This window comes from Gardnerella sp. DNF01199S (genome assembly GCF_049244155.1).
GTDB lineage: Bacteria > Actinomycetota > Actinomycetes > Actinomycetales > Bifidobacteriaceae > Bifidobacterium > Bifidobacterium piotii.
The window spans coordinates 146,166-171,816 of record NZ_CP058380.1; the positions used below are offsets into that span (position 1 = coordinate 146,166).

At 41.7% G+C, this 25,651-nt stretch carries 18 protein-coding genes and 2 tRNA genes; 13 read left to right on the forward strand and 7 right to left on the reverse strand.

What is annotated here, in order from left to right; all coding sequences use genetic code 11:
- Nucleotides 1-26: 26 nt before the first annotated feature.
- The 3 genes from HXT45_RS00650 to ftsY form a co-directional block, all read right to left on the reverse strand.
- Entirely contained in the window at nucleotides 27-1,382 is a 1,356-nt protein-coding gene (locus tag HXT45_RS00650) for an MATE family efflux transporter (protein WP_102704839.1), read from the reverse strand.
- A gap of 241 nt (nucleotides 1,383-1,623) precedes the next feature.
- Entirely contained in the window at nucleotides 1,624-3,141 is a 1,518-nt protein-coding gene (locus HXT45_RS00655; RefSeq protein WP_421781848.1) for an ammonium transporter, read from the reverse strand.
- A gap of 121 nt (nucleotides 3,142-3,262) precedes the next feature.
- Entirely contained in the window at nucleotides 3,263-4,384 is a 1,122-nt protein-coding gene (ftsY, locus tag HXT45_RS00660; RefSeq protein WP_060785787.1) for a signal recognition particle-docking protein FtsY, read from the reverse strand.
- Between the two features lie 217 nt (nucleotides 4,385-4,601).
- On the opposite strand from ftsY, the gene HXT45_RS00665 reads away from it, so the two are divergent.
- Nucleotides 4,602-4,865, forward strand: coding sequence for a mycoredoxin (locus tag HXT45_RS00665; RefSeq protein WP_016635485.1), 264 nt, complete (start codon nucleotides 4,602-4,604; stop codon nucleotides 4,863-4,865).
- 59 nt (nucleotides 4,866-4,924) lie between these two features.
- Nucleotides 4,925-4,997: transfer RNA gene (locus HXT45_RS00670), tRNA-Lys, on the forward strand.
- A 164-nt stretch (nucleotides 4,998-5,161) separates the two neighbouring features.
- On the opposite strand, the gene HXT45_RS00675 is transcribed toward HXT45_RS00670, so the two are convergent.
- From HXT45_RS00675 to HXT45_RS00685, 3 genes are all read right to left on the reverse strand, one after another.
- Nucleotides 5,162-5,608 (reverse strand): RbsD/FucU family protein, encoded by a 447-nt coding sequence (locus tag HXT45_RS00675; RefSeq protein WP_004131125.1) that lies wholly within the window; start codon nucleotides 5,606-5,608, stop codon nucleotides 5,162-5,164.
- Nucleotides 5,609-5,898: 290 nt separating this feature from the next.
- Nucleotides 5,899-7,332, reverse strand: coding sequence for a DUF4032 domain-containing protein (locus HXT45_RS00680; RefSeq protein ID WP_421781850.1), 1,434 nt, complete (start codon nucleotides 7,330-7,332; stop codon nucleotides 5,899-5,901).
- 178 nt (nucleotides 7,333-7,510) lie between these two features.
- Nucleotides 7,511-8,638, reverse strand: a complete 1,128-nt coding sequence (locus tag HXT45_RS00685; protein WP_116438099.1) for an ABC transporter ATP-binding protein — start codon at nucleotides 8,636-8,638, stop codon at nucleotides 7,511-7,513.
- Between the two features lie 348 nt (nucleotides 8,639-8,986).
- Here HXT45_RS00685 and HXT45_RS00690 point away from each other — a divergent pair, with 348 nt between their 5' ends.
- The 6 genes from HXT45_RS00690 (at nucleotide 8,987) to HXT45_RS00715 (ending at nucleotide 15,498) form a co-directional block, all read left to right on the forward strand.
- A complete protein-coding gene (locus HXT45_RS00690) occupies nucleotides 8,987-10,741 on the forward strand; it encodes a serine/threonine-protein kinase (RefSeq protein ID WP_421781853.1) in 1,755 nt (584 codons plus the stop codon).
- A gap of 84 nt (nucleotides 10,742-10,825) precedes the next feature.
- Complete coding sequence (locus HXT45_RS00695) at nucleotides 10,826-11,764, forward strand: DsbA family protein (RefSeq protein WP_421781855.1); 939 nt, start codon at nucleotides 10,826-10,828, stop codon at nucleotides 11,762-11,764.
- Nucleotides 11,765-11,871: 107 nt separating this feature from the next.
- Nucleotides 11,872-11,948: transfer RNA gene (locus tag HXT45_RS00700), tRNA-Thr, on the forward strand.
- Nucleotides 11,949-12,411: 463 nt separating this feature from the next.
- Complete coding sequence (locus tag HXT45_RS00705) at nucleotides 12,412-13,866, forward strand: G5 domain-containing protein (RefSeq protein WP_421781857.1); 1,455 nt, start codon at nucleotides 12,412-12,414, stop codon at nucleotides 13,864-13,866.
- 3 nt (nucleotides 13,867-13,869) lie between these two features.
- Nucleotides 13,870-14,760, forward strand: coding sequence for a 16S rRNA (adenine(1518)-N(6)/adenine(1519)-N(6))-dimethyltransferase RsmA (gene rsmA / locus HXT45_RS00710; RefSeq protein WP_421781859.1), 891 nt, complete (start codon nucleotides 13,870-13,872; stop codon nucleotides 14,758-14,760).
- Nucleotides 14,761-14,874: 114 nt separating this feature from the next.
- Nucleotides 14,875-15,498 carry a LytR C-terminal domain-containing protein gene (locus tag HXT45_RS00715; RefSeq protein ID WP_060785781.1) on the forward strand — a complete coding sequence of 208 codons (624 nt, stop codon included), beginning with the start codon at nucleotides 14,875-14,877 and terminating at the stop codon, nucleotides 15,496-15,498.
- A 36-nt stretch (nucleotides 15,499-15,534) separates the two neighbouring features.
- On the opposite strand, the gene HXT45_RS00720 is transcribed toward HXT45_RS00715, so the two are convergent.
- Nucleotides 15,535-17,004 carry a CCA tRNA nucleotidyltransferase gene (locus HXT45_RS00720; protein ID WP_421781862.1) on the reverse strand — a complete coding sequence of 490 codons (1,470 nt, stop codon included), beginning with the start codon at nucleotides 17,002-17,004 and terminating at the stop codon, nucleotides 15,535-15,537.
- 42 nt (nucleotides 17,005-17,046) lie between these two features.
- On the opposite strand from HXT45_RS00720, the gene HXT45_RS00725 reads away from it, so the two are divergent.
- From HXT45_RS00725 to trxB, 5 genes are all read left to right on the forward strand, one after another.
- Nucleotides 17,047-17,811: an NUDIX hydrolase gene (locus HXT45_RS00725; protein ID WP_032815375.1), complete on the forward strand. Its 765-nt coding sequence runs from the start codon at nucleotides 17,047-17,049 to the stop codon at nucleotides 17,809-17,811.
- Complete coding sequence (locus tag HXT45_RS00730) at nucleotides 17,774-20,119, forward strand: DUF6049 family protein (RefSeq protein WP_115761437.1); 2,346 nt, start codon at nucleotides 17,774-17,776, stop codon at nucleotides 20,117-20,119. Before HXT45_RS00725 ends, HXT45_RS00730 begins: the two co-directional genes overlap by 38 nt.
- Entirely contained in the window at nucleotides 20,116-21,903 is a 1,788-nt protein-coding gene (gene murJ / locus HXT45_RS00735; RefSeq protein ID WP_128813853.1) for a murein biosynthesis integral membrane protein MurJ, read from the forward strand. The genes HXT45_RS00730 and murJ overlap by 4 nt, the downstream gene beginning before the upstream one ends.
- 129 nt (nucleotides 21,904-22,032) lie before the next feature.
- A complete protein-coding gene (locus HXT45_RS00740; protein ID WP_421781865.1) occupies nucleotides 22,033-24,633 on the forward strand; it encodes a kinase in 2,601 nt (866 codons plus the stop codon).
- Nucleotides 24,634-24,670: 37 nt separating this feature from the next.
- Entirely contained in the window at nucleotides 24,671-25,633 is a 963-nt protein-coding gene (trxB, locus tag HXT45_RS00745; RefSeq protein ID WP_421781867.1) for a thioredoxin-disulfide reductase, read from the forward strand.
- The last annotated feature ends 18 nt before the right edge of the window (nucleotides 25,634-25,651 follow it).

Below are 25,651 nucleotides of genomic sequence, written 5' to 3' on the forward strand. Positions count from 1 at the left end.
ATCAACTTAAAAATCAACCTAACAAATCACAGATTTGCGCACTTCATCCAATCATCCGTTTTAACTCTAAGCGAATTTCCAAGCGCGCGTCCGCCAATATACACAGCGTTAAGAGCAACCCACAGCGATATTGTTTTAGTAATATCTCCCGCAAAAAGAGCCACATTTGCCACACAAACCGCGCTAATTACAATAAGATACACAACTGCTGTAATTGAGCACGATTTGGCTAAATACTTGTGATCTCCAGCCCCGATTAACACTCCGTCTAAAGCCCACATAAATCCAGATAGCGGCAAGAAAATTCCAAGAATCGTCATTCCTATTGAAACCAAAAGTTGCACTTCTGCATTTGGACTAAACAGCGGCGAGCATAACCATCCTGCAAATATCATTACAATTCCAACTATTACGCTACTTAATGCTCCTACTTGTGCGCAAACTTTTGTGATTACATTAGCGCGTTTTAATAAGCCAGCTCCAAGAGCGGAGGCGACTATTGTTTGAGCTGCAATTCCTATAGCATCTAATATGTTCATAACAAAATTCCAGCAAGAATTTGCAACTTGATATGCCGCTAAAGTGTTCGTTCCAAGTCGCGCAGCAGCTGCAACAGTTGCCACCATGCACGCGCGTAATGCCAATGTGCGTATAAACAGCGGAACGCCACTTCCAGCGCTTTTAAGTATGTTACGCGCTTGTGGACGCAAACGTGCTTTTTCTCGAGCTGCCCAAAAAATCGCTGGTAGCATTAAAACAATGCCCATATACCATTGCGCTATCATCGTTGCTATTCCAGACCCGGCAATGCCAAGGTTCATTCCAAACACAAATAGAATATCTAAAATAGCGTTTAGTACAGCTCCACTTATTGCAGCAAAAAGCGTGATTTTTACTTTGCTAAGTCCTCTAAAAATGCCATTTGCAGCGTAAATTAGCAACATTGCAGGCAAACCTGGCATAACAGTTTGAGTGTAAATAATCGCGTTTTTAAGCGTTTCGCCATTTGCGCCAAAACTTTGGCAAAGCGGACGCGCAAACACCATTAAAACAAGCGTTAGAACAACCCCAAGCACGAGAGCAAGCCACAATCCATCCATTCCAACGCTTAGCCCTTGGCGATTTTTGCCAGCACCCAATAGCCTTGCAACTTGGCTTGTGGTGTTGTACGCCAAAAACAGGCATAGCCCCGTTGTTGTTAAAAGCACGGTTGAGCCTATTGAAAGCCCTGCAAGTTGCATTTTGCCTAAATGCCCAACTATTGCAGTATCTACTAAAACAAACGCTGGCTCTGCAATAAGCTGGCCAAATGTAGGAATAGCTAGAGAAAATATATGTTTCAATAGGTCTTTTTTGTTAACGTTTTCACTCTGATCGCTCATAATAATGGCCTATTTAACGCCTTTTCATGCCTTTTTGGTAATTGAATCATTTATCTTGAATTATGCAATCGCTATCATAAAACTTTTTGAATTGCAAACTGAATATGATTTCAAAAAAGTTATCCGCAGGATATCCACAAAGTTATCCCCCATTTGTGTATAACTTTTATAGATATACACAGCAACACGCCTAAAATGTGGATAACTGAAAGTTTTATCCACATTGCGCAATCCGAGTGTGTCACATTTGCGTCTTATCTTCATCGTCGATCGCAGATTTTTCTTGAGCAATGCCAGAAAAATCATAAGCGCGCTCACCTTGATCCGCTAAATCAACACCCTTACGCTCTTTAGCTTCCGATATTCTCCAACCAAAAAGCTTCTCTAATCCAAACGCAAGCAACGCTGTAACAGCTCCAGAATAAAGAATGGTGATTGCCAGAAGGCATATTTGCGCAATTAGCTGATGCCAATCGCCAGTAGAAAGCAATCCGCTTGCATCCGCAAACAATCCAACAGCTATAATGCCAATAAGCGCAGCAATGCCATTTACGCTTACAACGTGTAGCGCACCATCGTAGCGAGTAAAAGTCTTAGAATGCGTAGCAAGGCATGTAACAACACCAACAATCGCACCCAGTACAACCGCCCACAAAGGCGCTATAACGTCCGCAGCGGCGGCACTAGCAGCCAAACCAGCCATGATTCCACTAGCTGCTCCAACGGCGCTAAAACATCCCGAGCGCAAGCGTTCCGTAACGCCCCAAGCAAGCATAGACGCAGACGCTGTAATAGTTGAGCTAACCCATGCATATCCAGCAACTCCTGGAAGACCTACAGAAGATCCAATCATTAAGCCAAGCCATCCAAACCAAATGATGAAAATTCCAAGAACAACAAATGGAACATTGTGCGGAGCTCGTGCAGAAACATTGGAAAAATGGCCATTAACCGCAAGCTCGCTAGAGTTTTCTAAAGAAGAATCGCCCTTAGCTTTAGAATCATCGCTAGAAGCAGCAGAATCATTAGTCTTATTAGACTTTGCGACTTCCATCAAAAGTGCGCGAACTAAATTGCCCTTGTGCTCCGAATTTGCGCCACCCAAAGTCGCAAAAGACTTGGTATGCAAAACAAAATTCTTAAGAGGAAAATGAGCATGACCGCCAATAATAAGAACAATTGCTAAAGCCGAAACAGCCGCAGCTACGTGCAGCAAAGATCCGCCTGCAAAATCGTGAACCTGGATTCCAAGAGCCTGAGATATAGCGCCATTTGGCGAAAGCAGACCGCCTCCACAAACCATGTGCGCAAGAGGCGCAAACACAAGAGTTACCCAAACAGCTACGAATATTAGCCAAATCGCGTAGCGCACACGACCAGCAAGCGCGCCAGTTATAAGAGCCACAGCAACAACCGCGCACGCAAGTCTAAATGCCGCTGGAATTCCGCCAGCAAGGCCAGTGTTTGCATCCATCGAAGTAAAAATGCCGTGATCTGCCACCATTGAATCACGTAGCAGCAATCCGCTTACAGGGTCGCCAACAACGCCGCCAATCATGTCTTTGCCAGCAAAGGCCATTGACCAGCCCCAAAGCGTCCAAACTATGGTTGTTACCGCAATTGCACCAGCAGAAAGCATCATCATGTTAACCATTGATGTTGCGCGCTCACGGCCACCATAAAACAGTGCGATTCCTGGAGTAATTATAAACACTAATGCGGCAGCTAGTAACGCCCATTGCGGATCTATTGCGGTCATTTTTCACCTCACAAACGCAGCCATCGGTGGTTGCAATTTAATTTATATTCTAATCAACTCAAGCTAAAAGTTACTAAAGCAAAATTACTTAATCTAAAATGCGACTAAAACCAAAAGCAACTCAAGCCAAAATGCCGTCTACAAAACTTTCTGGGTCAAACGGAGCAAGGTCATCTGGGCCTTCCCCTAGCCCAACAAGCTTTACAGGAACTCCAAGCTCGCGTTGAACAGAAATCACAATTCCACCCTTTGCGGAACCGTCTAACTTTGTTAGCACAACGCCCGTAATTCCAATAGCTTGAGCAAAGACTTTTGCTTGAGCCATTCCATTTTGGCCAGTTGTAGCATCAAGAACTAAAAGCACTTCGTCTACAGGGACAGTTTTCTCGATTACGCGGCGGATTTTGCCAAGCTCTTCCATAAGATTTGCCTTATTTTGCAACCTTCCAGCCGTGTCTACAATCAAAACGTCTGCGTTTGCTTCTTTGGCAGCCGCAGCGCCATCAAAAGCCACGGAAGCAGGATCTGCGCCATCTTTTTGACTACGCACAACTTTAACGCCTGCAGCATTTGCCCAAGTTTCAAGCTGATCGGCAGCAGCCGCGCGGAAAGTATCGGCAGCAGCAAGAATTACAGAACGATTTTTAGAAACCATTAGTCGCGCAAGCTTGCCAGCAGTAGTGGTTTTTCCAGTGCCATTTACGCCAACCATCATGATTACGCTTGGCTTATTTGCATCTTGCAAATCTGCTTTTAGACTTCTATCTGCTTTGACTCCAACAACATCCAGCAGTTTTGCGCGCAATGTTTCGCGAACCTCTTGCGCGCTTGCAGCATCAGAAATCCTGGCGTCTTTTTTAAGCGACTCAACCAACTCTTCGCTTGCTTGAGCACCAACATCCGCCATTAAAAGCGTATCTTCTACATCTTGCCAATCATCTTCACTAATATTATCTTTGCTTAAAATGTTAAAAAGCGCGCGTCCAAAAGGATTTTGACTATTCGCAAGCTTGCCTCTAAGCCTAGCCATTCTAGACGTTGCATTTTCTGGCAATTGCGCGCTAAAATCGCCATTATTTTCAGCGCTACTAGACAATGGGTCTTCTTTGCTAGTAGGTATTACTGGGCCATTCGATTTTCCAATAATTCGCAAAACAACAGCTACCGCCACTAAAGCAACAGCTAAAATAACTGCGCCAACAGTAAACCATATAACCAAATTTAAGTCCATAACCATGTTCATATAATAAGCCTATGAAATTAAAGGGACACATTAAAGGGAATTTGCTCAAATTTTAGTTAAAATTGTTGATTATTCGCAAAAATTACACAAATATTAGTGTTCTAATACAATGATTTTACAGACCATTATGAGTGAAAATTTATGCTACATTTGCAAACCACTTTAATGACCACTTTAATGGCCACTTTACAATCAAACTGAATTGGGGTGATAGTTTATGGAAAATTTGCCATTAGTCAATGTTTACGGAGCCGATTGGTGTGGCGATTGCATTCGCGCAAAGTCCGCGCTTAACCAGTTTAATGTTGCTTTTACTTGGCACAATATTGAGTCCGAAGACGGAGCTGCTCAAAAAGCTGTTGAGATTAGCGGTCAGAAGCATATTCCTGTTGTGACTTTTAGCGACGGCAGCTTTATGGTTGAGCCATCCGCAAGCCAAATCAAAGATAAGCTTATGCAATTAGGACAACTTGCAAACTAACACGCCAACATCAAAGAAGTTGGATTAGTCTACAAAATGTAGTACACTAAGCATTTGTTGCCCCTTTAGCTCAATTGGCAGAGCAGAGTCCTTTTAAGTCTTGGGTTGTGGGTTCGAGTCCCACAGGGGGCACAAAATAAGCACTGCACGTAGCAGATGGTTCTTAAATTCCAAATCATCTTGTTGCATGCAGTGCTTTTATGCTATAACACTTAGATTTCTATATCTCTACAAACAGATAACAAGCAAATAACAGATAAATAGCATATAAATATAAACTTATTTACCTATTTACGCTACTCTCCAGCAAACACCACGCCCTTACGCAGCATAATGTTAGCGTATTGAGCACGCTCACCCGTGGCAACAACACAATATGCTTTCTTTGCTTCATCGTAGAACGCAAATCTTTCAAGAGTTCCTAAAGTGCTTGCTCCACGTTTATCGTATTTAGCAATAATATCTTCATATTCTTTCCAGATTGGAGTTTCGCAAGGGTCTCCTGGAACAACTTCCATAAGTGTAGCTGGCTTATCGGTGTATTGATCGAGTGGCATCAACTTTAAGATTGCAGTTAGCAATTCCGAAGTTCCATGACCATCGCAGCGTACAACTATAGCGTCTTTTCCTACAGACTCAGTTGGAAAATTTCCATCGGCCAATACTAAAACATCTCCATGGCCCATTTCGCAAAGAACCTTCAGCAATGCTGGAGGAATTATAGAATCTACACCTTTTAACATAATAATCTCCCTTGATTAATTGATAAATAACTATGATTAGTTGGCAATCATTGACAACTAACAAGAAAATTCTATCACCATTCACAAAAGAAATTAACAAAATTCCTAAAATAAATACGAATTATTCCACATTTCAAAGAGAATAATTCCACACTTCACTAAACAACACTTCACTAAACAAAAGTAAAGCAGATGCAAAACAGTTGTAAAACAGATGCAAAGTAAGGAATCTCTTAAAACGCTAGCAAAACAAAAATGCTCACAAAAGCACGCAAAAGCTCACAAAAAGCTCAGCTTGCCCAAACACTTGCGTCTTGATCGTACTCATCGTCGTCGCTCACTGCAGCAGCAGGAGCAGCTGCAGGCGCAGGCGTAGAATATGTGTACTCGTCGTCTACAACGCCAGAATCCGCATCCGCATTAATCGCAGCCAAAACGCGCTTATCCATCTTGTATTGTGGCAAAACGTTCTTAATGTAACTTGTTACTGCATCTTGCATAGAAACGTCGTGCCCAACGCGCTCTGCCATAAACCAACGATGATCCAAAACTTCATGGAAGAACTGCGCTGGCTGGATTTGCGACCTAAACTCAGGCGGAATCATGCGAACAGTAGGCTCAAACACTTCGCGCATCCAGTCTGTAGCAACAATCTCCAGCTCTTCGCCTTGACGCCATGTAGAAGTGCGATACGCGTCTAAATCGTTAAGAAGCCTACGCGCTTGATTTTCTTGCACGTCTAAGCCAGTCAAACGCAAAAGCTTTCTAGAAGCGTATCCAGCGTCCACAACTCGCGGTCTAACCAAAACTCTTCGCCCATCTTCGGAAGTCTTCATCTCAAGCTCGTCTACATCAAATCCAAGCTCGTTAAGGCGATTCACGCGGCGCTCAATACGCCACATTTCGTCTGGGCTAAACTTATCTACGTCTGTAAGCGTGCTCCAAAGCGAATGATATCTGTCTACAAGCCTGTTTCCAATGCTAATTTCGTCAACTTCTCCAGGCAAAAGCTGGCCAGAACTCAAATCCATTAATTCGCCGATTATATTTGTGCGAGCTAAATCAATATCGTACTCGCGCTGGCCTTCGGTAAGGCTTCCGTGCAAATCGCCAGTTTCCGCGTCCACCAAAAACGCAGTAAATGCGTCTGCATCTCGCAAGAACAGAACGTTAGAAAGCGAAACATCTCCCCAATAGAATCCCGAAAGATGCAAGCGAACCATAAGCACAGCAAGCGCATCAATTAAACGCTCCGCAGTATCTGGGCGCAAAGTTCTAGCAAATAGTGCTCGATAAGGCAGTGAGAATTTAAGATGACGAGTAACAAGCATTGCTTCAAGCGGCTCACCATTCTTATCTTTTCTACCAGCAACAACTGCTATAGGCTTAACTGTTGGAAGTTCCAGCTTGCGCAAACGTCTTAAAAGCTCATATTCGCGCTCCGCGACTTGACGAGTAATCTCCTTCATTGCGTACACTTCGTCGCCTACGTGCACAAAACGCACAACGTGCCTAGATATGCCTCGAGGAAGGTTAACAAAAAGATTTGTAGGCCATTGAGAAAGCGGCAGCTCCCAAGGAAGCATAAACATTTGAGGATTAGAGCTTGCAGCAGTAATCTTCAACGCTGGCGGTTCCGCAGAAGATACGGTCTCACTAAGCGCAGAAACCGATGTTGCTTGCGCAGCACGCGGATCCATTGAAGGAGTATCGTTCCATTCCATAAAATCTAGTCTACCCGTAAAGATGAACGCTAATAACCAAATGTGAATAAATGCAAATATAGCTACAAACTAAAATAAGCTAAATCATGCGAAAACGGGGCTCGCCTAGCGAACCCCGCCATACCCTTATACAGAAATCTCGGGCACTCAAAACAAGAATCAAGTGCCCAAGAAAACGCTAGTTCAAACGCAACTCTGTAGAAGGTGCAAACAGGTGCATCTTGGATGGATCAATCTTAATCTTTACAACGTCACCAACCTTTGGAAGCGCACGTGGATTCACGCGAATCGTTGTGAGCTTGTTCTGGTCGCTCATCATTGTAGATGCTTCTTCTGGAGATCCATCGGTGATGATGTTTCCGTAGATGTAACCGTCGGAGCCAAGATCTTCCACGTTTACAACCTTCAAGGAGAAGGCATTTGGATCGTCGGAAGTTGCCAAGCTTGCATCTTCTGGACGGAAGCCAACAATAATCTGACCCTTATCTTCCTCGGCAAGCTTATCAACAGCTTCTGCTGGAAGAGTGATGGAATCCTCGCCAATTTGAGCCTTGCCATCAACCACTGGATGCTGGTTAATGTTCATAGATGGGGAACCAATGAAGCCTGCAACAAACACGTTTGCTGGGCGGTCATAAAGCTCGGTTGGAGCACCAACCTGCTGCAAAATGCCAAGCTTAATAACGGCAATGCGGTCGCCCATTGTCAAAGCCTCGGTCTGATCGTGCGTTACGTAAAGAGTAGTAACGCCGAGCTGACGCTGCAATGCTGCAATCTGCGTACGAGTCTGTACGCGAAGCTTTGCATCAAGGTTGGAAAGAGGCTCATCCATAAGGAAGACTTTTGGTTCACGAACAATTGCGCGACCCATTGCAACACGCTGACGCTGACCACCAGACAAAGCCTTTGGCTTACGATCCAAGTACTCAGTCAAATCCAAAACTTCAGCAGCTTTTTCAACGCGCTTGCGGATTTCTTCCTTGTTTACGCCTGCAATCTTAAGAGCAAAGCCCATGTTATCTGCAACAGTCATATGTGGATACAATGCGTAGTTCTGGAACACCATTGCGATATCGCGATCTTTTGGCTGCATTGTAGTAACGTCTTGACCACCAATAAGAATGCGACCTTTGTTAACCTCTTCCAAGCCAGCCAACATTCGTAGCGTTGTGGACTTACCGCAACCAGATGGACCAACGAGTACAAGGAACTCGCCATCCTTAATAGTCATGTTCAAATCATCAACCGAAGGCTTATCATTGCCTGGGTAGATTCGAGTTACATGATCAAATACAACTTCTGCCATGATATTTTCCTTTCATCGGCAGGTACGTGCCGAACGATCCGTTGTGAAGGGTGTGCACTAAAGACCCCAAGTCCTACATCGGCGGCGTCAATCGTCCACATTTACTTACATGGTTCATTGAAGGTTCTCTTCGTTGAGCCATGATTCAATATATCATGTTTATTCAGTAAAAACAGCAAAATTACAGTATTTTCTAACACTTCGGCGTGTCGAGTATAAAAATCACTCATAAACAAAGGCTTATAAACACGATTACTTTTACAGTAGATATATAAACATTTGTTTATAAAATCGCGTGTTTAGTGTTAAAAAACAAATTGGCATAGCTGCACACTAACATAATGCATTATGGAAGATGTGAGCATGTTTGACTTGCGCTCTGGCCAAAATGTTGGCGGATACACGCTGATTGAGCGACTAGGCGGCGGCGCGATGGGCTCCGTTTGGCGAGTAAAAGACGACGGCGGCCATTTTTACGCAATGAAGATTTTGCGCGCATCAATGCTAGAAAACCAAGACGATGATTTGGAATCTGCAGAAGTTAGCAATCCGCAAGAGCAAGCAAGACTTAGACTTAGGCGCGAGGCGCTAGCTTTGCAAAAAATACACCACGAAGGCGTGTGCTCAATAGTAGACATGGAGCTTGATGCTTCAATCGCTTTTATAGTCACAGAACTTATTGACGGCCACAATCTTAAAGAAGACGTTGCAATTAACGGCCCATACGTTGGTGGCGATTTAGAACGACTTGCGCACAAACTAATCGACGCCGTAAAAGCAGTTCATAGCGCGGGCATAATTCACCGAGATATTAAGCCTACAAACATAATGATTTCCACTACTGGCCCAGTTTTAGTTGATTTTGGAATATCTATGGGGCAGGGCGAGTCGCATGTTACGCGAACTGGCCTTGTAATGGGAACCCCAGGATTTATTGCTCCAGAAATCATTGAAGGTGGAGAATCGAGCGAACTTACAGATTGGTGGAGCGTAGCTGCCGTTTTAGCTTTTGCAGCAACAGGAAAGCCTGTTTTTGGAACCAAGCCAATAATGGCAGTTTTAGAAAGAGCAGCATCTGGGAACGCAAATCTTAATGGCCTTCCAATAAGAACAATGCAAGCGTTCAAAAGCGCATTGAATCCTAAAAGAAGCGAGCGATGCACTCCAGAACAGCTTGAAAACGCAATTTTCCAAGATGCCATGAACCCTACAGACTGGCAGGATTCAAGCTACCCTTTTGAGAACAGCTTTAGTGGAGAAACTGTACCTAATAATGCCAAAACTCACGATTTTAACACGACTTTTCAAACAAAAAAACTTCCAGAAAACCCTAGAAAAATGTGGGGTTCTAAGAATGTTGACAACACAACTTTATTACACTCTACAGAATCGGATTTAATAGATTCCGCGCCAACATCTTTGCTAGACGCCACTAGCACATCTATTACCAAAGTCTACGCGCACAACCCAGAACAAGTTGCAGAGACGGAACAAGTCGCAAACAATCCAGAACAAGCGCCCGAAATTGCCGTGCTGCCCAATCCAGACGAAAATCCGCATCCAAATGTAAATAAATACTTATTTCGCGGGCGAGTGGCGTCGGCTATATTCCTTACTCTTGCAAGCTTACTAGCTGCGATTTCTCCAATAGATGCGCTTGCAGCAAATGCTATTTTTATGCTAATTACAGCAACAATCGGATACAATGTTTGCTCAAGCGTACGCAGAAAATGCGCTAACGAATCCGTTGGCGGAAAAGACGTATTTATAAGAGTTGCTAGTATACCTTGGCATTTTATTAAAGCAATCGCATACTCGATTAAAAAAGTCCTAACTCTTGCAATAGCAGGCATTATTGGAGCATATGTGTATCCAATTTTAATCCACGCATCTAGCCAATTAGTCAAAGTTCAAGTTTGGTCAATTAGCGTGATTTTACCAACATACGCTCCAGATATTTGTTCACCAACTTCAATTGGATACATTATTGGATTTATTGCAGGATGGATTATTTCTTTTATATTAGGTAAAACTAAAATATTCGCCGTTGGAGCAGGGGCCATTTGCGGAGCGGGAAAATCGCAAGCAACCGATGGCGATTAAGCCCGTTGATACCGTAATCTAAACTATTCTTTTAGATTAATTTACTTATGTATGTTATTTGTAAAAATCAGGGGAAGGATAGGCATGCCTAACAGTAGCAGAAGCGCGCAAAATCAATCAAATCAAAATCTTCAAGCGCGCAAAGCTAAAGAATTACGCCAACAAACAATCGTTGGAATTGTTGTTGTTGTCATTTTAATTGGCATGATTGCAGCAATTGGAATTACAGCACTTAACGCTACCAACGCGCAAAATCAAAAGAACGCCGAACAAGCTCAGCAAGCAAGACGAGCTGTTAAAAAGCTTACGACTAGCCAAAAGCCTAAGTACGCAAACGAGCAAGGCGGAATTTTAATTAGTAAAAACGGCTATAACACAACGGCTCCAAACGCTCCGACTATAGCGGTTTATGCCGATCCTCTGTGCCCAGGATGCGGTAATTTTAATCGCGATTCCGATCAAATGCTTATTGCAATGATGAAAGCCGGCCAAATCAACCTTGAGATTCACCCAATGTCGTTCTTGGATCGAATTTCTAGCGACCACTATTCAACACGCGTAACTGGCGCAATCGCATACATTTCTTCTAACGACGACAATCCTTCGCACTTACTTCAATTTATTAACAACATTTTTGCAGAAGACTTCCAGCCAGAAGAAGGCGACGACTACAAGCCTGTTAGCAACAAAAAGCTGATTGAGCAAGCCATAAACGCTGGCGTTAGCGAAGAAGTGGCAAACAAAGCATTCAACAGAAATTATCTTGATTGGCAAAACGCTATTAATGCCGATACACCAAATCGCAAGGCTTTGTGGAATGTTAGCGGATCAAATAAGGGAGCTATGACAACTCCTACAACCACTATCAACGGGAAGCTGCTTGATATGGTTGAGGTTAGCAAGAAGAAGCTTAGTACACCAGATGCAATTCTTAAGTCTATTGGATTAGACAAGTCTAAGGTTGGAGTTGAAGGTGTTATGCCAAAAGTAACAGATAAAGATCAGCCAAATCCTCTTGACTAGTTCTTGTTGATTAGTGTGTTGGTTCCAAAAGTTGCACTTGGCAACGGGTGCTGATACACTAATCAATGTTTTGCTCGCGAAGATTTTTAACTAGCGTGCAAGAACTCGCCTCCTTAGCTCAGATGGCCAGAGCGGCCGCCTTGTAAGCGGCAGGTCGCCGGTTCGATCCCGGCAGGAGGCTCCATTTTATAGGCGTTTTGCATAACAAAAACGGTCTAAATTATAAAAATCCACTTGTATGCATATTATGAGTCATAAGCATATAAAAAGTTTTTAGTAAATTTACAATAACAATAATAAGATAATAAATTATAAATAGATTTATTTTATGATGAATCGTAAAGCTTACAAGAACAATTTATGCTGATTACTTCGCTTGAGTAAGTTCTCGGGAACCTTCCCCCAACTCAGGGTTTCCGAGCATGAGGATGGAGCGTCCCCCAACCAGCTCCTCCTCATGGGGGCAGGACAAATCCCCTTCTCTCCTGCCCCCCTTTACCTTTTATAGTTTTATAGTTTTATAATTTAAGACTGATTCTTCTTAACCCATTTTTAATGAGTTAGATCATATGCTTATAGTCTTATTTTTGGCTGATTGTAATCATTGCTATAATTAAAATTCAGTTTTGCATTGAAAGTGAGGTTGAATGGCACGCAGATGGACGCCTCAGCGGTTTGTAATAATGAGAAGACTACGCGTTTTTATATGCGTTCTAGCTCTTGTTATTTCTAGCACTGGGATTTTTGCACTTTCTGCGCGTAAATCTATTGCTTTAATCATAAACGGCAAAACTAAAGTAGTAACAACTTATGCATCTACTACACAAAGACTTCTACAAGAACAAAAAGTACCAGTTAAAACACACGACCAAGTTATTAGTACTTCGGGAGACATGTTAGCAGATCACGCAACTGTTACCGTTAGAAGCGCTTATCAAACATCCATTACAGTAGACGGTGTAACAATACCATTTTGGACTGTTGCAACAAGCATTGATCAATTAATCGGATTCTTCCAAGCAAACGCAGATCATGCTGCAAAAATAACTGTTAATTTGCAAAACATTTATAACAAGCTTACTGGTGGACTTTCTATAAACAAAAAAGGACCAGTCACAGTTATTTGCGATAACAAAACAAGAGTTGTTCCAGACGGAACACTGCCAGCAAGCTCAATTCTTGATTCTTTAGGAATAGTCTTAGGAAAAGAAGACCAAGTAACTGTTAGCGAAGAAAATGGAAAAACTTTGCTTCGCATTCTTAGAGTAACGCATGGAAAAGAATCTAGAAACGTTGTTATTCCATTTAGCACTATAAACGTAAACGACTCAAGTCTTGCAATCGGAGCTAGAGTTATTAAACAAGCTGGCGCAAATGGCGAGCGCATAGATTTGTATAACGTGACTTATGTGGATGGCAAAGCTCAAAGTGCAACGCTAATAAAGCAGTCAATTGTTAAGCCGTCGATTGATCAAATTGTTGCAATTGGCGCAAAGTATACTCCTAGAACACAAAACGAATCTAAGCCAAGCAAACGAATCAATAAACAAGAAGAAAACAAGAAACCAAATAGTCAAACTAATCAAACTCAATCGCAAAAAACAAACACGAATCAACAAAATACACAAAACAAGAGCGCACAACAGGGCGCGCAAAATCAAAATACTCAACAAAATAATAACAACAATCAGCAAAATTCTAAGCAAACCGATGAAACTTCACAAGCTATAAAACAAACACCTGCCCCCGCACCTGCCCCAGCTCCTGCAGATAACCCAAACGGCATGGTTCATGCAACGCCCGAACAAGCAAAACTTTATGCTCAAGCAGCATGCGCACAACTTGGTTGGACTGGAGCAATGTGGGAAGATCTTGTTAAATTGTGGACAAAAGAATCGAATTGGCGTTGGAACGCAGAAAATAAAAGCTCTGGCGCGTACGGAATTCCGCAATCACTTCCAGCAGATAAAATGGCGAGCGCGGGAGCAAACTGGCACGAAGACGCGTCAATACAAATAACGTGGGGCCTTAGTTACATTAGAAGTAAATACGGAAATCCTAGCGAAGCATGGAAGCATTCACAAGAAGTTGGATGGTATTAAAGTTTGGATGGTATTAAATTGACGAAAGATAATATTGAAAATCAACAAGGCCGTCTTCTTGGAGCAGCTGATATTCGCGCAATCGCAGCACAAGAGGGCATTACACCTACAAAAAAGTTTGGTCAAAATTTTGTTATTGACCCAGGAACAGTTAAAAAAATCGTTGCTGCGTCAAAAATTAATTCAAACGATTTTGTTATGGAAGTAGGCCCTGGTCTTGGCTCTCTTACACTTGCGATTCTTCAAGCGGGCGCAAATCTTACTGCTGTAGAAATAGATCCGCATCTTGCTAAGCGTTTGCCAATAACCGTTAAAGAATTTATGCCTAATGCTTTAGAACGGTTTAATGTGATTCTTAAAGACGCGTTAGAGGTAAATGCTCAAGACGTTCCCGATTTAGCAAAAGCGGCGCACTTTACGCTTGTTGCAAATCTTCCATACAACGTTGCAACACCGATTATTCTTACTCTTTTAGAAAAATTCGATAATCTTACAAGCTTTCTTGTAATGGTTCAAAAAGAAGTTGCAGATCGCTTATGCGCGCAGCCTGGCAATAAAACATATGGCACTCCAAGCGTAAAGTTGGCGTGGTACGGCACTGCTCAAAAAGCGGGTTTGATTGGCAGAAACGTATTTTGGCCTGCTCCAAATGTTGACTCCGCGCTAGTGTATTTTAAGAGAAACGATAATCCAAAAGGCAGCGAGCAAGAAAAAGAAAAAGTGTTTAAGATTATTGATGCAGCATTCCAACAGCGAAGAAAAACGCTAAACGCAGCACTAAAGAGCATTGTTCCTAAAGAAGCCTACGAACTTTCTAAAATTGATTCAACAAGACGAGGCGAAACTTTAACTTGCGACGAATTTTTAGCTCTGTCTAAAACTTTTAACAGTTAAAATACGCTTATAAACGCCGTCATGCATAGTAAGTAAAATAGCTAACACTTATGCATACGCATATGCACGCACAATGCGCACAATACAAGCACACAGCACAGATCGGAAGTTAGCATGACGCAGTTTTACGACGAGCGACTAGCCCGAAGAGAGTTCATGTATCAAAGAAAACGATTTGTGCTATCGTCTGTTGCAATCGGAGTTGCAATTGCCTTTGTTTTAGCTCTTATTGTGCAATCTCATCTTTTTGGAATTGGTGCTCCTAGAACTCCAGAAGTCGACCCAAACTATGGCGTTCAAGCGCCTTGTGCTGTAAAAAACAAAGACGAAAATAAAGCGTCTTATATAGATAATCGTGCTGTTTCTATACGCGTTCTAAATGGAACAAAATTCCGCGGATTCGCGCGAGCAGTCGGGGAAGGCCTTAGAAATCGCGGTTTTAACTTAATCGAAGTTGGAAATAGCGAAACACGCGTTAAGCGCACAACAATCTATTTTGGAAAACAGTCGATTAACGAAGCTTATACACTAGTTGCCAATTTTAAGGACGCTATTTTGCGCATGGACGACCGTCAAGATAAGCTTATTGACATTGTTTTAGGAACCACTTTTAGCAATCTTCGTCCTAAAACCGACGTTCCTGCTGCTGGAGCTACGATTAACGAGATTAGAGGCTGCGCAGCGTATAACACAATTAAGAATCTTCCAAAAGCTGCAAACCACAAGCCTATTCAGTAGTATTCTAGCTTGTATAGACGCTTTGCGTGATTCGCTTTATTCAGCTTGACTTTCGTACCATTTTTTAAGCTCTTCAACAGCAACACTGTGCTCTACAGGACCATTATCTAGTCTGTATTCCAACATGTGCTTATATGCCTTTCCAATAATCGGTCCAGGCTCCAAACCAAGAAGATTCATGATTTCATTGCCATCCAAGTCTGGACGGATTGCGTTAAAATCTTCCTGCTTTTTTAATTCGCGTACGCGATCTTCCATCTCGTCCATCGCATGCTCAAACATAAGCGACTTGCGCTTGTTTTGAGTAGTAGCATCTGCGCGCGTTAGGCGATTTAGACGCTCGTACAAATGGCCAGAATCCTTAACATACCTTCTAACTGCAGAATCCGTCCAAGGCTCGTCTACGTAGCCATGGAATCGCAAATGCAAATTCACAAGCTCGCTTACATCGTCAATAATATGATGGTCAAAATGCAAAGCTTTCATGCGCTTTCTAGTCATTTTAGCTCCAACAATATCGTGATGATGGAAGCTAACTTTTCCGCCGTCTTCAAACTTTCTAGTGCGCGGCTTACCAATATCGTGCAAAAGAGCAGCAAGTCGCAAAGTTAAATCTGGCCCAGGAACCGCACCTTCGTCATCTGTTTCAAGCGCTATTGCGCGCTCAAGAACCATCATTGTGTGCTCAAAAACATCCTTATGCCTGTGATGCTCGTCGATTTCTAAGCGCAAAGCAGGAATTTCTGGCAAAACCCTATCTGCAATACCAGAATCAACCATTGCTTCAATTCCTGCGCGCGGATTTGCCGAAAGAAGCATCTTTGTTATTTCGTCGCGAACGCGCTCCGCAGAAACAATATCTAATCTAGAAACCATGCTCAAAATGGCCTCAGCCGTGCTTGCTTCAATAGTGAAACCAAGTTGAGCAACAAAGCGAACAGCACGCATCATTCTTAAAGGATCGTCGTCAAAAGATTGACGTGGGTCTACCGGAGTTCGCAAAATACCTTTAGATAAGTCGCTTGCTCCGCCAAATGGATCCACAAATTCTAGACTTGGCACGCGCAAAGCCATTGCGTTTACAGTAAAATCGCGTCTAGAAAGATCACCTTCCAAAGTATCGCCATATTTTACTTCTGGCTTTCTGGAATCTGGATTATAAGCATCGCATCTGTAAGTTGTTATCTCTACTTTTACTTCGGTTCCGTCTTTTCTGCGCTTCAAAGCTCCAAGCGTGCCAAACTTTCGACCCATGTCCCAAAAACCGTCATGACCCCAAGACCTAAGAAGTGACTCAAACTCTTCTGGCTTAGCAGATGTGCAAAAGTCAAGATCGTGCGAAACTCTATGCAAAAGCATGTCTCGCACAGGACCGCCAACAAGCGCCAACTCGTAATTGTGATCGGCAAATAATTTACCCAACTCTATGGCTTCTGGCCAAACTTCAAAGTTCACAGACACGCTTAAAAACACCCTTTCAGCAAAAATCAAACTACATTCCAGCATACCGTTACCCCAATGCACAGCGGATTGAGTAAGGTGGAGTGTATGGTTACTCCGAAAGACTTAAGACGCATGCTCGCCAGAGCCTCGGATAATCATACCCAAAACACTCCAAGCATCCGAGTCACTCCTCTTGATGTTGCTAGAATGAAAAGCAAAATTCAACCGCAACAAGCCGAAGAAGAGGAGTCGATTTTTGTTGATATTTCGGGCTTTTCAGGCAGCTACACTGTTGAAAACATTCATGTTAATATAACGGAATCCAGGCAGCAAATATCTTCTATTAATGCTCCTTCTCCTGCATTAATGCCTCAAAGAAGAGTTAATGACGGCCCTAAAACTTTTGCTTCTCTAGACGCACAGGATTTGCCTATTGTTCGAGAATATTCCGCTGGAGGATTAGTTTTTGACTCTCTTGGGCGTGTCGCGGTTATAGCACGACATTCGCGAAGTGGACACATGGAATGGTGCTTGCCAAAAGGCCATATTGAAAAAGGCGAAACACCGCAACAAACAGCAGTTAGAGAGATTCGCGAAGAAACGGGTATTCTTGGCGAAGTTGTTGATTCAATTGCAACTATCGACTACTGGTTTACTGGAACAAGCCAGCGTGTGCATAAACTTGTTCACCACTTTGCGCTTAAGTATGTTAGCGGCGAATTATCTGTTCTTGGAGACCCAGATCACGAAGCAGAAGACGCGATTTGGGTTGATTTTAAGAACCTTAACGACATTTTAAGCTACCCAAACGAACGAAAAATAGCATGGATGTATGCTAAAAAGGCGAATAGGCGGCAAAACCGTGATTAACGTTACTAATGTGATTAATGTGATTGATTTTTCAAAAAACCAGTTGCGTAAGTCGCAAAAAAACGCGTTTTTAAGACTTTGCGTAACCACAGTTCTAATGGCACTCTTGCTTGCGACTTTCCCATTCTTCTTCGCACCAAAAATCGCGTATGCTAATCAGTCTTCCTTAAGCTCCTACTCTTTGTATAACACAAAATCCAAAGGAATTTCGCTAAAAATCGTAAAGTCAACTTCGATTCTTACAGATAAAAGCGGATACCACATTAGTCTTCTGCTTAAAAACAACAGTTCTAAAGATTTTCCAGAAGGCAAAATTCAAGTCACTTTTAACCCTTGGTACACTTTTATGTCTAGAACCGACTTGCAAAAATGGAGCCAAGACGAGTCTAGGATTCCAACGCCTCAACTAATAGGCGAAGTTAGTGTTCCAGCGCTTGCAAGCGGAAAATCCTATAGTGCGCAAATTGACGTTGATGCAAACAGTCAAAATCTTTCAAACATTATTTATTGGGGTCCAAAACCTGTTTCAATAACGTATTCTTCTTTAGATTTTAAGCATTATTATTCTGTTAAATCGTTTGTAACTCGAGCAAATATTGGCATTAAAAACGTTCAGACTCCGCCAATTAATGTGACTTTACTAATGCCAATAATCGCAAAATCTTCCGATTGGCGTTTTAACATTAGCAAGCACAATATTTCTCCTTCTATTAACGCCATTAGTGAATCGCAAGAAAATTTAGCAAACCCTACAACAGGCTCCACAACAAGTTCTGCAACTAACAGAAAAATCAGACTTAGTAAAAGCAGCATTAAGCGCATTACTTCTTTGATAAATCTTGTTCAAAAGCATCCAAAGTTGCAAACAATAGCAGACCCAAACACTCTTAAATTTAGTGAACCAACATTTACACCTTCCGTATTTATGCAAAATAACGGTTTTAACATAAGCAGGTATGCGGAATCTGAAAATCATGTTTCTTATAAACTAGCTGGAATTGACTCAGATTCTTGGAGCAAAAAATCATCTATATTAGAAAATTCAACAACAAAGCCGCTAAATCTTGATTCCTACGCTTTTCAAACAGGCGAAAAATGGACTCTACGCGCACTAGAGAAGGCTGCCGCAAACGGATACAAAACAGTAGTGGCCACTAGCGGATTCGACCCTCTAGCAAACCGTTTTGCAGTAAAAAATGGTGTTTACGAGGTTCAAACATCTTCGGGAAGCGTAAAAGTGCTTTCTTGCCAAGAAACACTTAACGAGCTAATAAATGGACATTTTACAAGCGCTCAATCGGCAGCAGAAACTACTAGCGCAGGACTTCTAAACAGACTTGCAGCACAAAGCGCCTTCTACCAGATGGAACAGCCTTATATGCCTAGGCATTTGCTACTAACGTTTAGCCCAGATTCTTCTATACCTTTAATCGAATCAGTTGTAAGCATTCTAGAAAAATCGCCTTGGATTAGTCTTCTAGATATAAATTCTTTAACACACTCAAAAGCGATTACTAAAGAACACCTTGGATATAGCCCAGTTCCTAAGGCGAGTGCAATCGAAGGAAAATCATTAATCGCAAGCAAAGCTAAGATTAGCCAACTAGCTTCCGATAGAATGCTAGTAAACCAATTTATAAACAGCATTCTTGATCAAAATGAGCTTAATAACCATAAAACATGCGAGTCAGATGCTCAGTCTCTTGCAAAACAAAACGCAAAGTTAAAAATTAATCAAAACAGCAAAATCTGGAGCGAAAATCTTATTAAACTTTTTGACGCAATGGCTCAAAGAGAGCTAGATAATACGTTAAATAGCGCTAACCAATCAAACAGTAGCGCTAGCGAATCGCAGACACAAACCAAAAATGGCACTCACGATTTGGCTAAAATGCTCATTTCTGGAATCAATATTATTCCTCCAAAAGACGTTACTCTTGTAAGCGAAACAGCAACCATGCCGATTACAATCAGCAACACAAACCCATACCCGATTAGCGTATATTTAACTGCGTATACCAATTCTATGGAAATAGTAACTAGAAGAAAAACACCAGTTAAAATCGCAGCAAATAGCGAATCCCAGGTGATTTTGCCACTTAGATCTACAACATCTAGCAAAGTTAAAGCCACTTTTGCTCTAGAAGATAGAAACCACAACGTTTTTAGTAGCACTAAAGAGACGGCAATCACAAGCACGCTGCAAATCAGCGATAAAAGCGGTACGATTATTATAATATTTGCTTTTGCACTTGGAGCTTTTGGGCTTTTCAGGCAGTTTAATCGTAAAAAGGACCCAGACGAATGAATTCAGTAGGCCGCAACTCGATTATAATGGCAAGCGGCACAGCCGCTTCTAGAATCACTGGCCAGATTAGAACAATTTTGCTCGCCGCAGCCCTTGGCACAACTGGTTTGGCAGCAAACGCTTACCAGGCTGGGTCTATGATTCCTCAGCTTATTTATACGCTTGTTTCTGGCGGAATTTTCAATGCTGTTCTTGTTCCACAAATCGTTAAGACTCTAGAAAAACAAGATGCAAAAAATAGGCTAAATAAGCTAATAACATTTGCTATTATTCTGCTTTTAGGCGTAACAGCTTTAATGGCGATTGCCACACCTGTTTTAACATGGCTTTACGTTGGATCAAACCCAGCAATGATTGCACTTACAAACGCTTTTACGCTATGGTGTATGCCTCAAATATTCTTCTACGGCCTTTATACCGTACTCGGCCAAGTTCTGGCTGCTAAAGGCAAATTTGCAATGTATGCTTGGAGCTCGGTTGCTGCAAACATTGTTAGTTGCACGGGATTTGGCGTGTTTATTGCGATTTTTGGAAAGGCAAGTAGACAGCCTGCGCATTTTTGGAACAACACTACAATGCTTTTAACTGCAGGCTTTTGGACTTTAGGCGTTGCAGCTCAAGCACTTGTTTTGTTTATTCCTCTTAAAAAAATCGGATTAAAGTATAAGCCAAGTTTTGGCATTAGTGGCATTGGCTTGCGTTCTATGGGACCTGTTGCAGCTTGGAGCTTTGCAATAGTGGCTGTTAGTCAGCTTTCTACAATGGCTACAACTCACATAACAACAAGCGCACCTTCTATAGCCGAAGAAACATTGGGATTAAGCCAATTTGATGTTGCAGGAAACGCCACTTTTCAAAACGCATACACAATGTTTATTCTGCCATATTCGCTTATAGCTGTATCGGTTGCAACCGCTGTTTTTCCAAAGATCTCCAAGTCGATTGCACAACACGATTTATCTACAGTTCGCGCAGATTTAAGCTCTTGCATTAGAAGCGTTAGCATTTTAATGTGCTTCTTTAGCGTTGCTTTTATTGTTATTCCAATGCCTATCTCTTTGGCTCTTTTGCCTTCAATTAGCATAAAAGAAGCATACTTAATGGCGGATCCGCTTATGATGCTTTCTATTGGTTTGCCATTATCTAGCGCCTATTTGATTATTCAACGTACATTCTACGCTTTTGAAGACGGAAAGCATCCATTTATGTTTTGTGCAGCGCAACTTTGCGTAGAGCTTGTTATTGTGTTTTCTTGCATAAAATTCCTTCCGCCAAACTACTGGGTTAGCGTTTTAGCAGCAGCTGCATCATTTAGCTACATTCTTACTTTCCCTGCTCTTGTTAAAATGATTAGGTCTCGTTTTAACAATAATTTAGACGATAAGCAGCTTATTGTTACTCACATAAAGGTAATTGCGGCTTCGATTGTTTCTATTGTTGTTGGAATTTTGGCTAGAGAATTTATTTACCAGTGGATTTCTTTAGATTCACCAAAGCTTCGTGGTGTTAATCGATGGCTGCTTGCGATTTTTGTTTGCGCAATTATAACTATTATTCTTGTAATCGTTTACGTATCTACTCTTTTGCTTTTAAGAACAAGCGAATTGGCAGGTCTTATTAATCCAATTCTTAGAAGAATCGGTGTAAAACTGCCATTTTTGTTGAATCTTGAAAACATCAATAAAAGCAAGTTAAATAATAAACAGACTAATCATAGTGAAAATAATAAAAATGCACATACTAGGATTATTAGATCGAAAATAAATCAACACAGTGAGCAATAATTAAATCAAAATAATTAAACAACAATAATTGCAAAAATAAGGAGCGTTTACTAAATTCTGCAATTAAAATAATTGATGGAATTTATTATTTACGCATATTCATTACTCATGTAGGAAGACGGGGAGTAGATGAAACCTCAGTTGGGAGATATTATACTTAATCGCTATGCTCTAATATCACCTTTGCGAGAAGAAGCAGGCGTTCAAGTATGGAAAGCTAGCGACCGCATACTTGCTAGAGATTGCCAGCTCTTTATTGTGCGCGACCGTAGATTCCTTCCCGAAGTAAACACTATATCTTCTACTCTTGCACTCTCTAGAATCCGCAAATTTACGCCTGTTCTAAAAATTCATAACATAGACGATGTTGCAATTATTATAACTGAGTTGGATTCTGGAATAACTGTAGACGACTACATAAAATCACATAGCTCTACACTTAGCTACGAAGCTATACGCTCTATTGTTGCCGAAGCAGCAAACGCGCTTAGCAAACTTCTTGCATCTGGAATAACTCATTATGCTATTTCAACAAACACGGTAAGAATCACAAATAATGGAGTAGAGCTAGCTTGCGCGCCAATAAGCCCTCTACTAAAAGACGTTACTGTTGAATACACAAAGCAGGATTCGCAAGACAAAAAAGATAAACAGAATAAGAAAAATAGTCAAGACGCGCGGGATTCGCAGGATTCGCAAGACAAAAGCGACAATCAAGACAAAAGCGAAGAACAGTCTAAAAACTTGCCACAAAGTGTAGAAAACATTGCAACACATCAGCTTTCTGCGCTTTTATATGCTCTTCTTACGCGCACTGGATACACGCAAAATAACACAGTTTTTAACGTTTCTAGACTTGCAGACGGTGTTCCTGGCGAATTTGTTATGATTTGCAAAAGAGGCCTTTCTTCTGCTAAGGATTCAAGCATTATTCCAATGGCATCTATTGGGGAACTTCTAGCACTCTTAGGCACATATACTCCTGTTAAAAAACTTAGCGAAAAAGATATTATTCTTAACAATAATGCAAGCGAATCTTCTATTCAAAAAGCACTACTTTTACCTTGCAAAGACAAGGATCTTATTGATTTTCCAGAAGGATTATCTAAGAACGAAGATTTGCTTGAAAACCAATTATCAAGTCAAGAATCTATTGGCATTTTGGATTCAAGTGATTTATCAATAAAAAACGAAAACGAAAAGCCTAACAAGTTTGGCAAAAATGCTAAAAATACTGGTCTTAAAAATGCAAGCAAAACCATTGGCGCTTTAAGTGCTTTGCTAAAAAGAAATGGTGATAATTCTGATAAAAAACTTGATTCTTTACCAGAATCCGATTCAACTGGAACAGACTACGACTTCCACGATATTGCTGCAGCAGAAATGGCGAATATTTTAGCGCCAACTGAGTTAGATGCTGATGATTCAATTTTCCACAATTTGTCTTCAACATACACAAGTTTCCCTAGCTATTCAACCGATAAATCGCAAGCAAGCGAAGAAAATAATGCTGGCGAAAATAAAAATAATAAAAATAACGAGAATAGCAAGAATACAAACATTGGCAATGATTCTACAGACGACTCGTACGCAAAAGAAAATGGCAATAAAAGCGCGTTAAACGCTTTAGACTCGCTAACTTCTAGAAACGATTATTCACAAAAAGATGACTTATCTTCGCCACTAATGCCTAGAAGATTCGACTTTGAAGACCTTCTAAGCAGTAACACAAGGCACACGGAGTTGCTTTCTAAGCCGCAAATCTTGCCATTAGAAGCCGAATCAACAGGAAGAGTGCCCGTTGTAGACAGCAATGGGCGTTTTGTTGCTCCTGGCGAAGAATCCGCTAGAGCATTGCGAGAAGAGGAGCTGGAAAACGAGGAATATGGCGATTACAGCAGCCAAAATGCTGGATTATTGTCTCACTCATCCATGCCTCCTAGCTTCCAGCCTCACGAGCATCAAGACGACTTAAAAGCAAAGAAATCTTCAAATCAAAACAATGTAGATATTGCGGATGCTAAGATTTTTGGAGGACTTTCAACAAAAGTCTTAGCTATTGGCGTTGTTGCATTGCTGGTAGTTGTTGTTTTTGCAATATCTTTGCATAGTCTTTTTAACTCTCATGAAGCGCCATCAAACTTTGCAAAATCTAATTCTTGGGATTCGCAAAGTGTTGAAAATGTGCCTTTTGGAAGCCAAGGTGTTCTTTCGGAAGATAAAAGCGATTCGTCTAAAGAAAAGCAACCAAATAAGGCTGGTACTAGTGAATCTGATGCAAATAAGGCTGGAGAAAAGAATAAGGATAATAAGAGCAACAAGAGCCTTAAAAACAAGCATAAAAAGCAAAATAAGCGCAAGAAAGTAAAGCAAGTACCAGCGCCTAAAATGCCTACTAACAACACGCCTTATCCTATAGATATTCAGCAATTCTTGGAAGATACGGGCAATCAGCGCGGCTACGGCTACTACATGCACTTAACTCAGCCTCAAGAAGCATACAGATTTGTTGTTTCGATTCGTTCTTCGGGCGGGCATGGGTATTTGATTGCAAATTCCAAGAACGATCCTAGCGCTGGAGAAAAAGTTGCAGACTTTACCTTTGACGCTAGCGGAGTAACAGATGTGAAGTTCAAAAAGCCTATAACAGCGCAAGACTTTATCTTGTGGGTTCCACAAGGGTCTATACCAATGAATGGGCTATACATAAACTACGTTAGAATTTACTAAAAATTATTAAAATTATTAGGACTATTAGGAATATTTTATGAAAACTGTGCAAAAAAACGTAATTATTATTGGCTCAGGCCCTGCTGGGTACACTTCGGCTTTGTACTTAGCGCGCGCAGGTTACAGCCCTCTAGTTATTGCTGGAGCGCTAACGCCTGGCGGCCAGCTTATGAACACTACCGAAGTGGAAAATTATCCAGGTTTTGCAGACGGCATTTTAGGCCCAGACTTAATGGAAGCAATGCAAAAACAGGCAGAAAAATTCGGCGCGCAAATCTTGCTTAACGATGTTGTTTCTGTAGATTTTAATGGCGATTCAAAAGCGGTTACAACCAATGATGGTGTAACTTACACATCTAAGGCTGTAATCGTCTCTACAGGCTCACAAGTACGCAAATTAGGCGTTCCTGGAGAGCAAGAATACTCGGGCCGCGGTGTTTCTTATTGTGCAACTTGTGACGGATTCTTCTTTAGGGAAAAGCCTATTGTTGTTGTAGGCGGCGGTGATTCTGCTTTCGAAGAAGCACTTTTCTTGACTCGTTTTGGCTCTTGCGTAACGCTTATTCATAGGCGTGATTCATTCCGCGCGTCTAAGATTATGGTTGACCGCGCGCGCAAAAACAGCAAAATCAATTTTGTTTTAGATTCTGTTGTTTGCTCTGTAAACGGCGTGGATGGAGATGCACAATCTGTAACTGTTAAGAATGTTAAAACTGGCGAGACTCAAAATATTGAGGCAAGCGGAATCTTTGTTGCAATCGGCCACTCCCCATCTACAAGTTTCTTAGATGGTGCTTTAGAGCTTAACGAAGATGGCACTATTGCTGTGCAAGGAGCATCTACTAGAACTTCAGTTCCTGGCGTTTTTGCTGCTGGCGATGTTGTAGATAGCGTGTATAGGCAAGCAATATCTGCTGCTGGTATGGGCTGCCGCGCAGCCCTTGATGCACAAGCCTATTTGACTGATTTGACTGATTTGACTGATTTGAACGAACAATAATTTTTTGTTCCACGTGAA

What these genes read in the sequence shown, in the direction of transcription:
- HXT45_RS00650 (WP_102704839.1), bottom strand. Translation starts at nt 1,382, where the DNA reads ATGAGCGATCAGAGTGAAAACGTTAACAAAAAAGACCTATTGAAACAT.
- HXT45_RS00655 (WP_421781848.1), bottom strand. Translation starts at nt 3,141, where the DNA reads ATGACCGCAATAGATCCGCAATGGGCGTTACTAGCTGCCGCATTAGTG.
- ftsY (WP_060785787.1), bottom strand. Translation starts at nt 4,384, where the DNA reads ATGAACATGGTTATGGACTTAAATTTGGTTATATGGTTTACTGTTGGC.
- HXT45_RS00665 (WP_016635485.1), top strand. Translation starts at nt 4,602, where the DNA reads ATGGAAAATTTGCCATTAGTCAATGTTTACGGAGCCGATTGGTGTGGC.
- HXT45_RS00675 (WP_004131125.1), bottom strand. Translation starts at nt 5,608, where the DNA reads ATGTTAAAAGGTGTAGATTCTATAATTCCTCCAGCATTGCTGAAGGTT.
- HXT45_RS00680 (WP_421781850.1), bottom strand. Translation starts at nt 7,332, where the DNA reads ATGGAATGGAACGATACTCCTTCAATGGATCCGCGTGCTGCGCAAGCA.
- HXT45_RS00685 (WP_116438099.1), bottom strand. Translation starts at nt 8,638, where the DNA reads ATGGCAGAAGTTGTATTTGATCATGTAACTCGAATCTACCCAGGCAAT.
- HXT45_RS00690 (WP_421781853.1), top strand. Translation starts at nt 8,987, where the DNA reads ATGGAAGATGTGAGCATGTTTGACTTGCGCTCTGGCCAAAATGTTGGC.
- HXT45_RS00695 (WP_421781855.1), top strand. Translation starts at nt 10,826, where the DNA reads ATGCCTAACAGTAGCAGAAGCGCGCAAAATCAATCAAATCAAAATCTT.
- HXT45_RS00705 (WP_421781857.1), top strand. Translation starts at nt 12,412, where the DNA reads ATGGCACGCAGATGGACGCCTCAGCGGTTTGTAATAATGAGAAGACTA.
- HXT45_RS00715 (WP_060785781.1), top strand. Translation starts at nt 14,875, where the DNA reads ATGACGCAGTTTTACGACGAGCGACTAGCCCGAAGAGAGTTCATGTAT.
- HXT45_RS00720 (WP_421781862.1), bottom strand. Translation starts at nt 17,004, where the DNA reads ATGCTGGAATGTAGTTTGATTTTTGCTGAAAGGGTGTTTTTAAGCGTG.
- HXT45_RS00725 (WP_032815375.1), top strand. Translation starts at nt 17,047, where the DNA reads ATGGTTACTCCGAAAGACTTAAGACGCATGCTCGCCAGAGCCTCGGAT.
- HXT45_RS00730 (WP_115761437.1), top strand. Translation starts at nt 17,774, where the DNA reads ATGCTAAAAAGGCGAATAGGCGGCAAAACCGTGATTAACGTTACTAAT.
- murJ (WP_128813853.1), top strand. Translation starts at nt 20,116, where the DNA reads ATGAATTCAGTAGGCCGCAACTCGATTATAATGGCAAGCGGCACAGCC.
- HXT45_RS00740 (WP_421781865.1), top strand. Translation starts at nt 22,033, where the DNA reads ATGAAACCTCAGTTGGGAGATATTATACTTAATCGCTATGCTCTAATA.
- trxB (WP_421781867.1), top strand. Translation starts at nt 24,671, where the DNA reads ATGAAAACTGTGCAAAAAAACGTAATTATTATTGGCTCAGGCCCTGCT.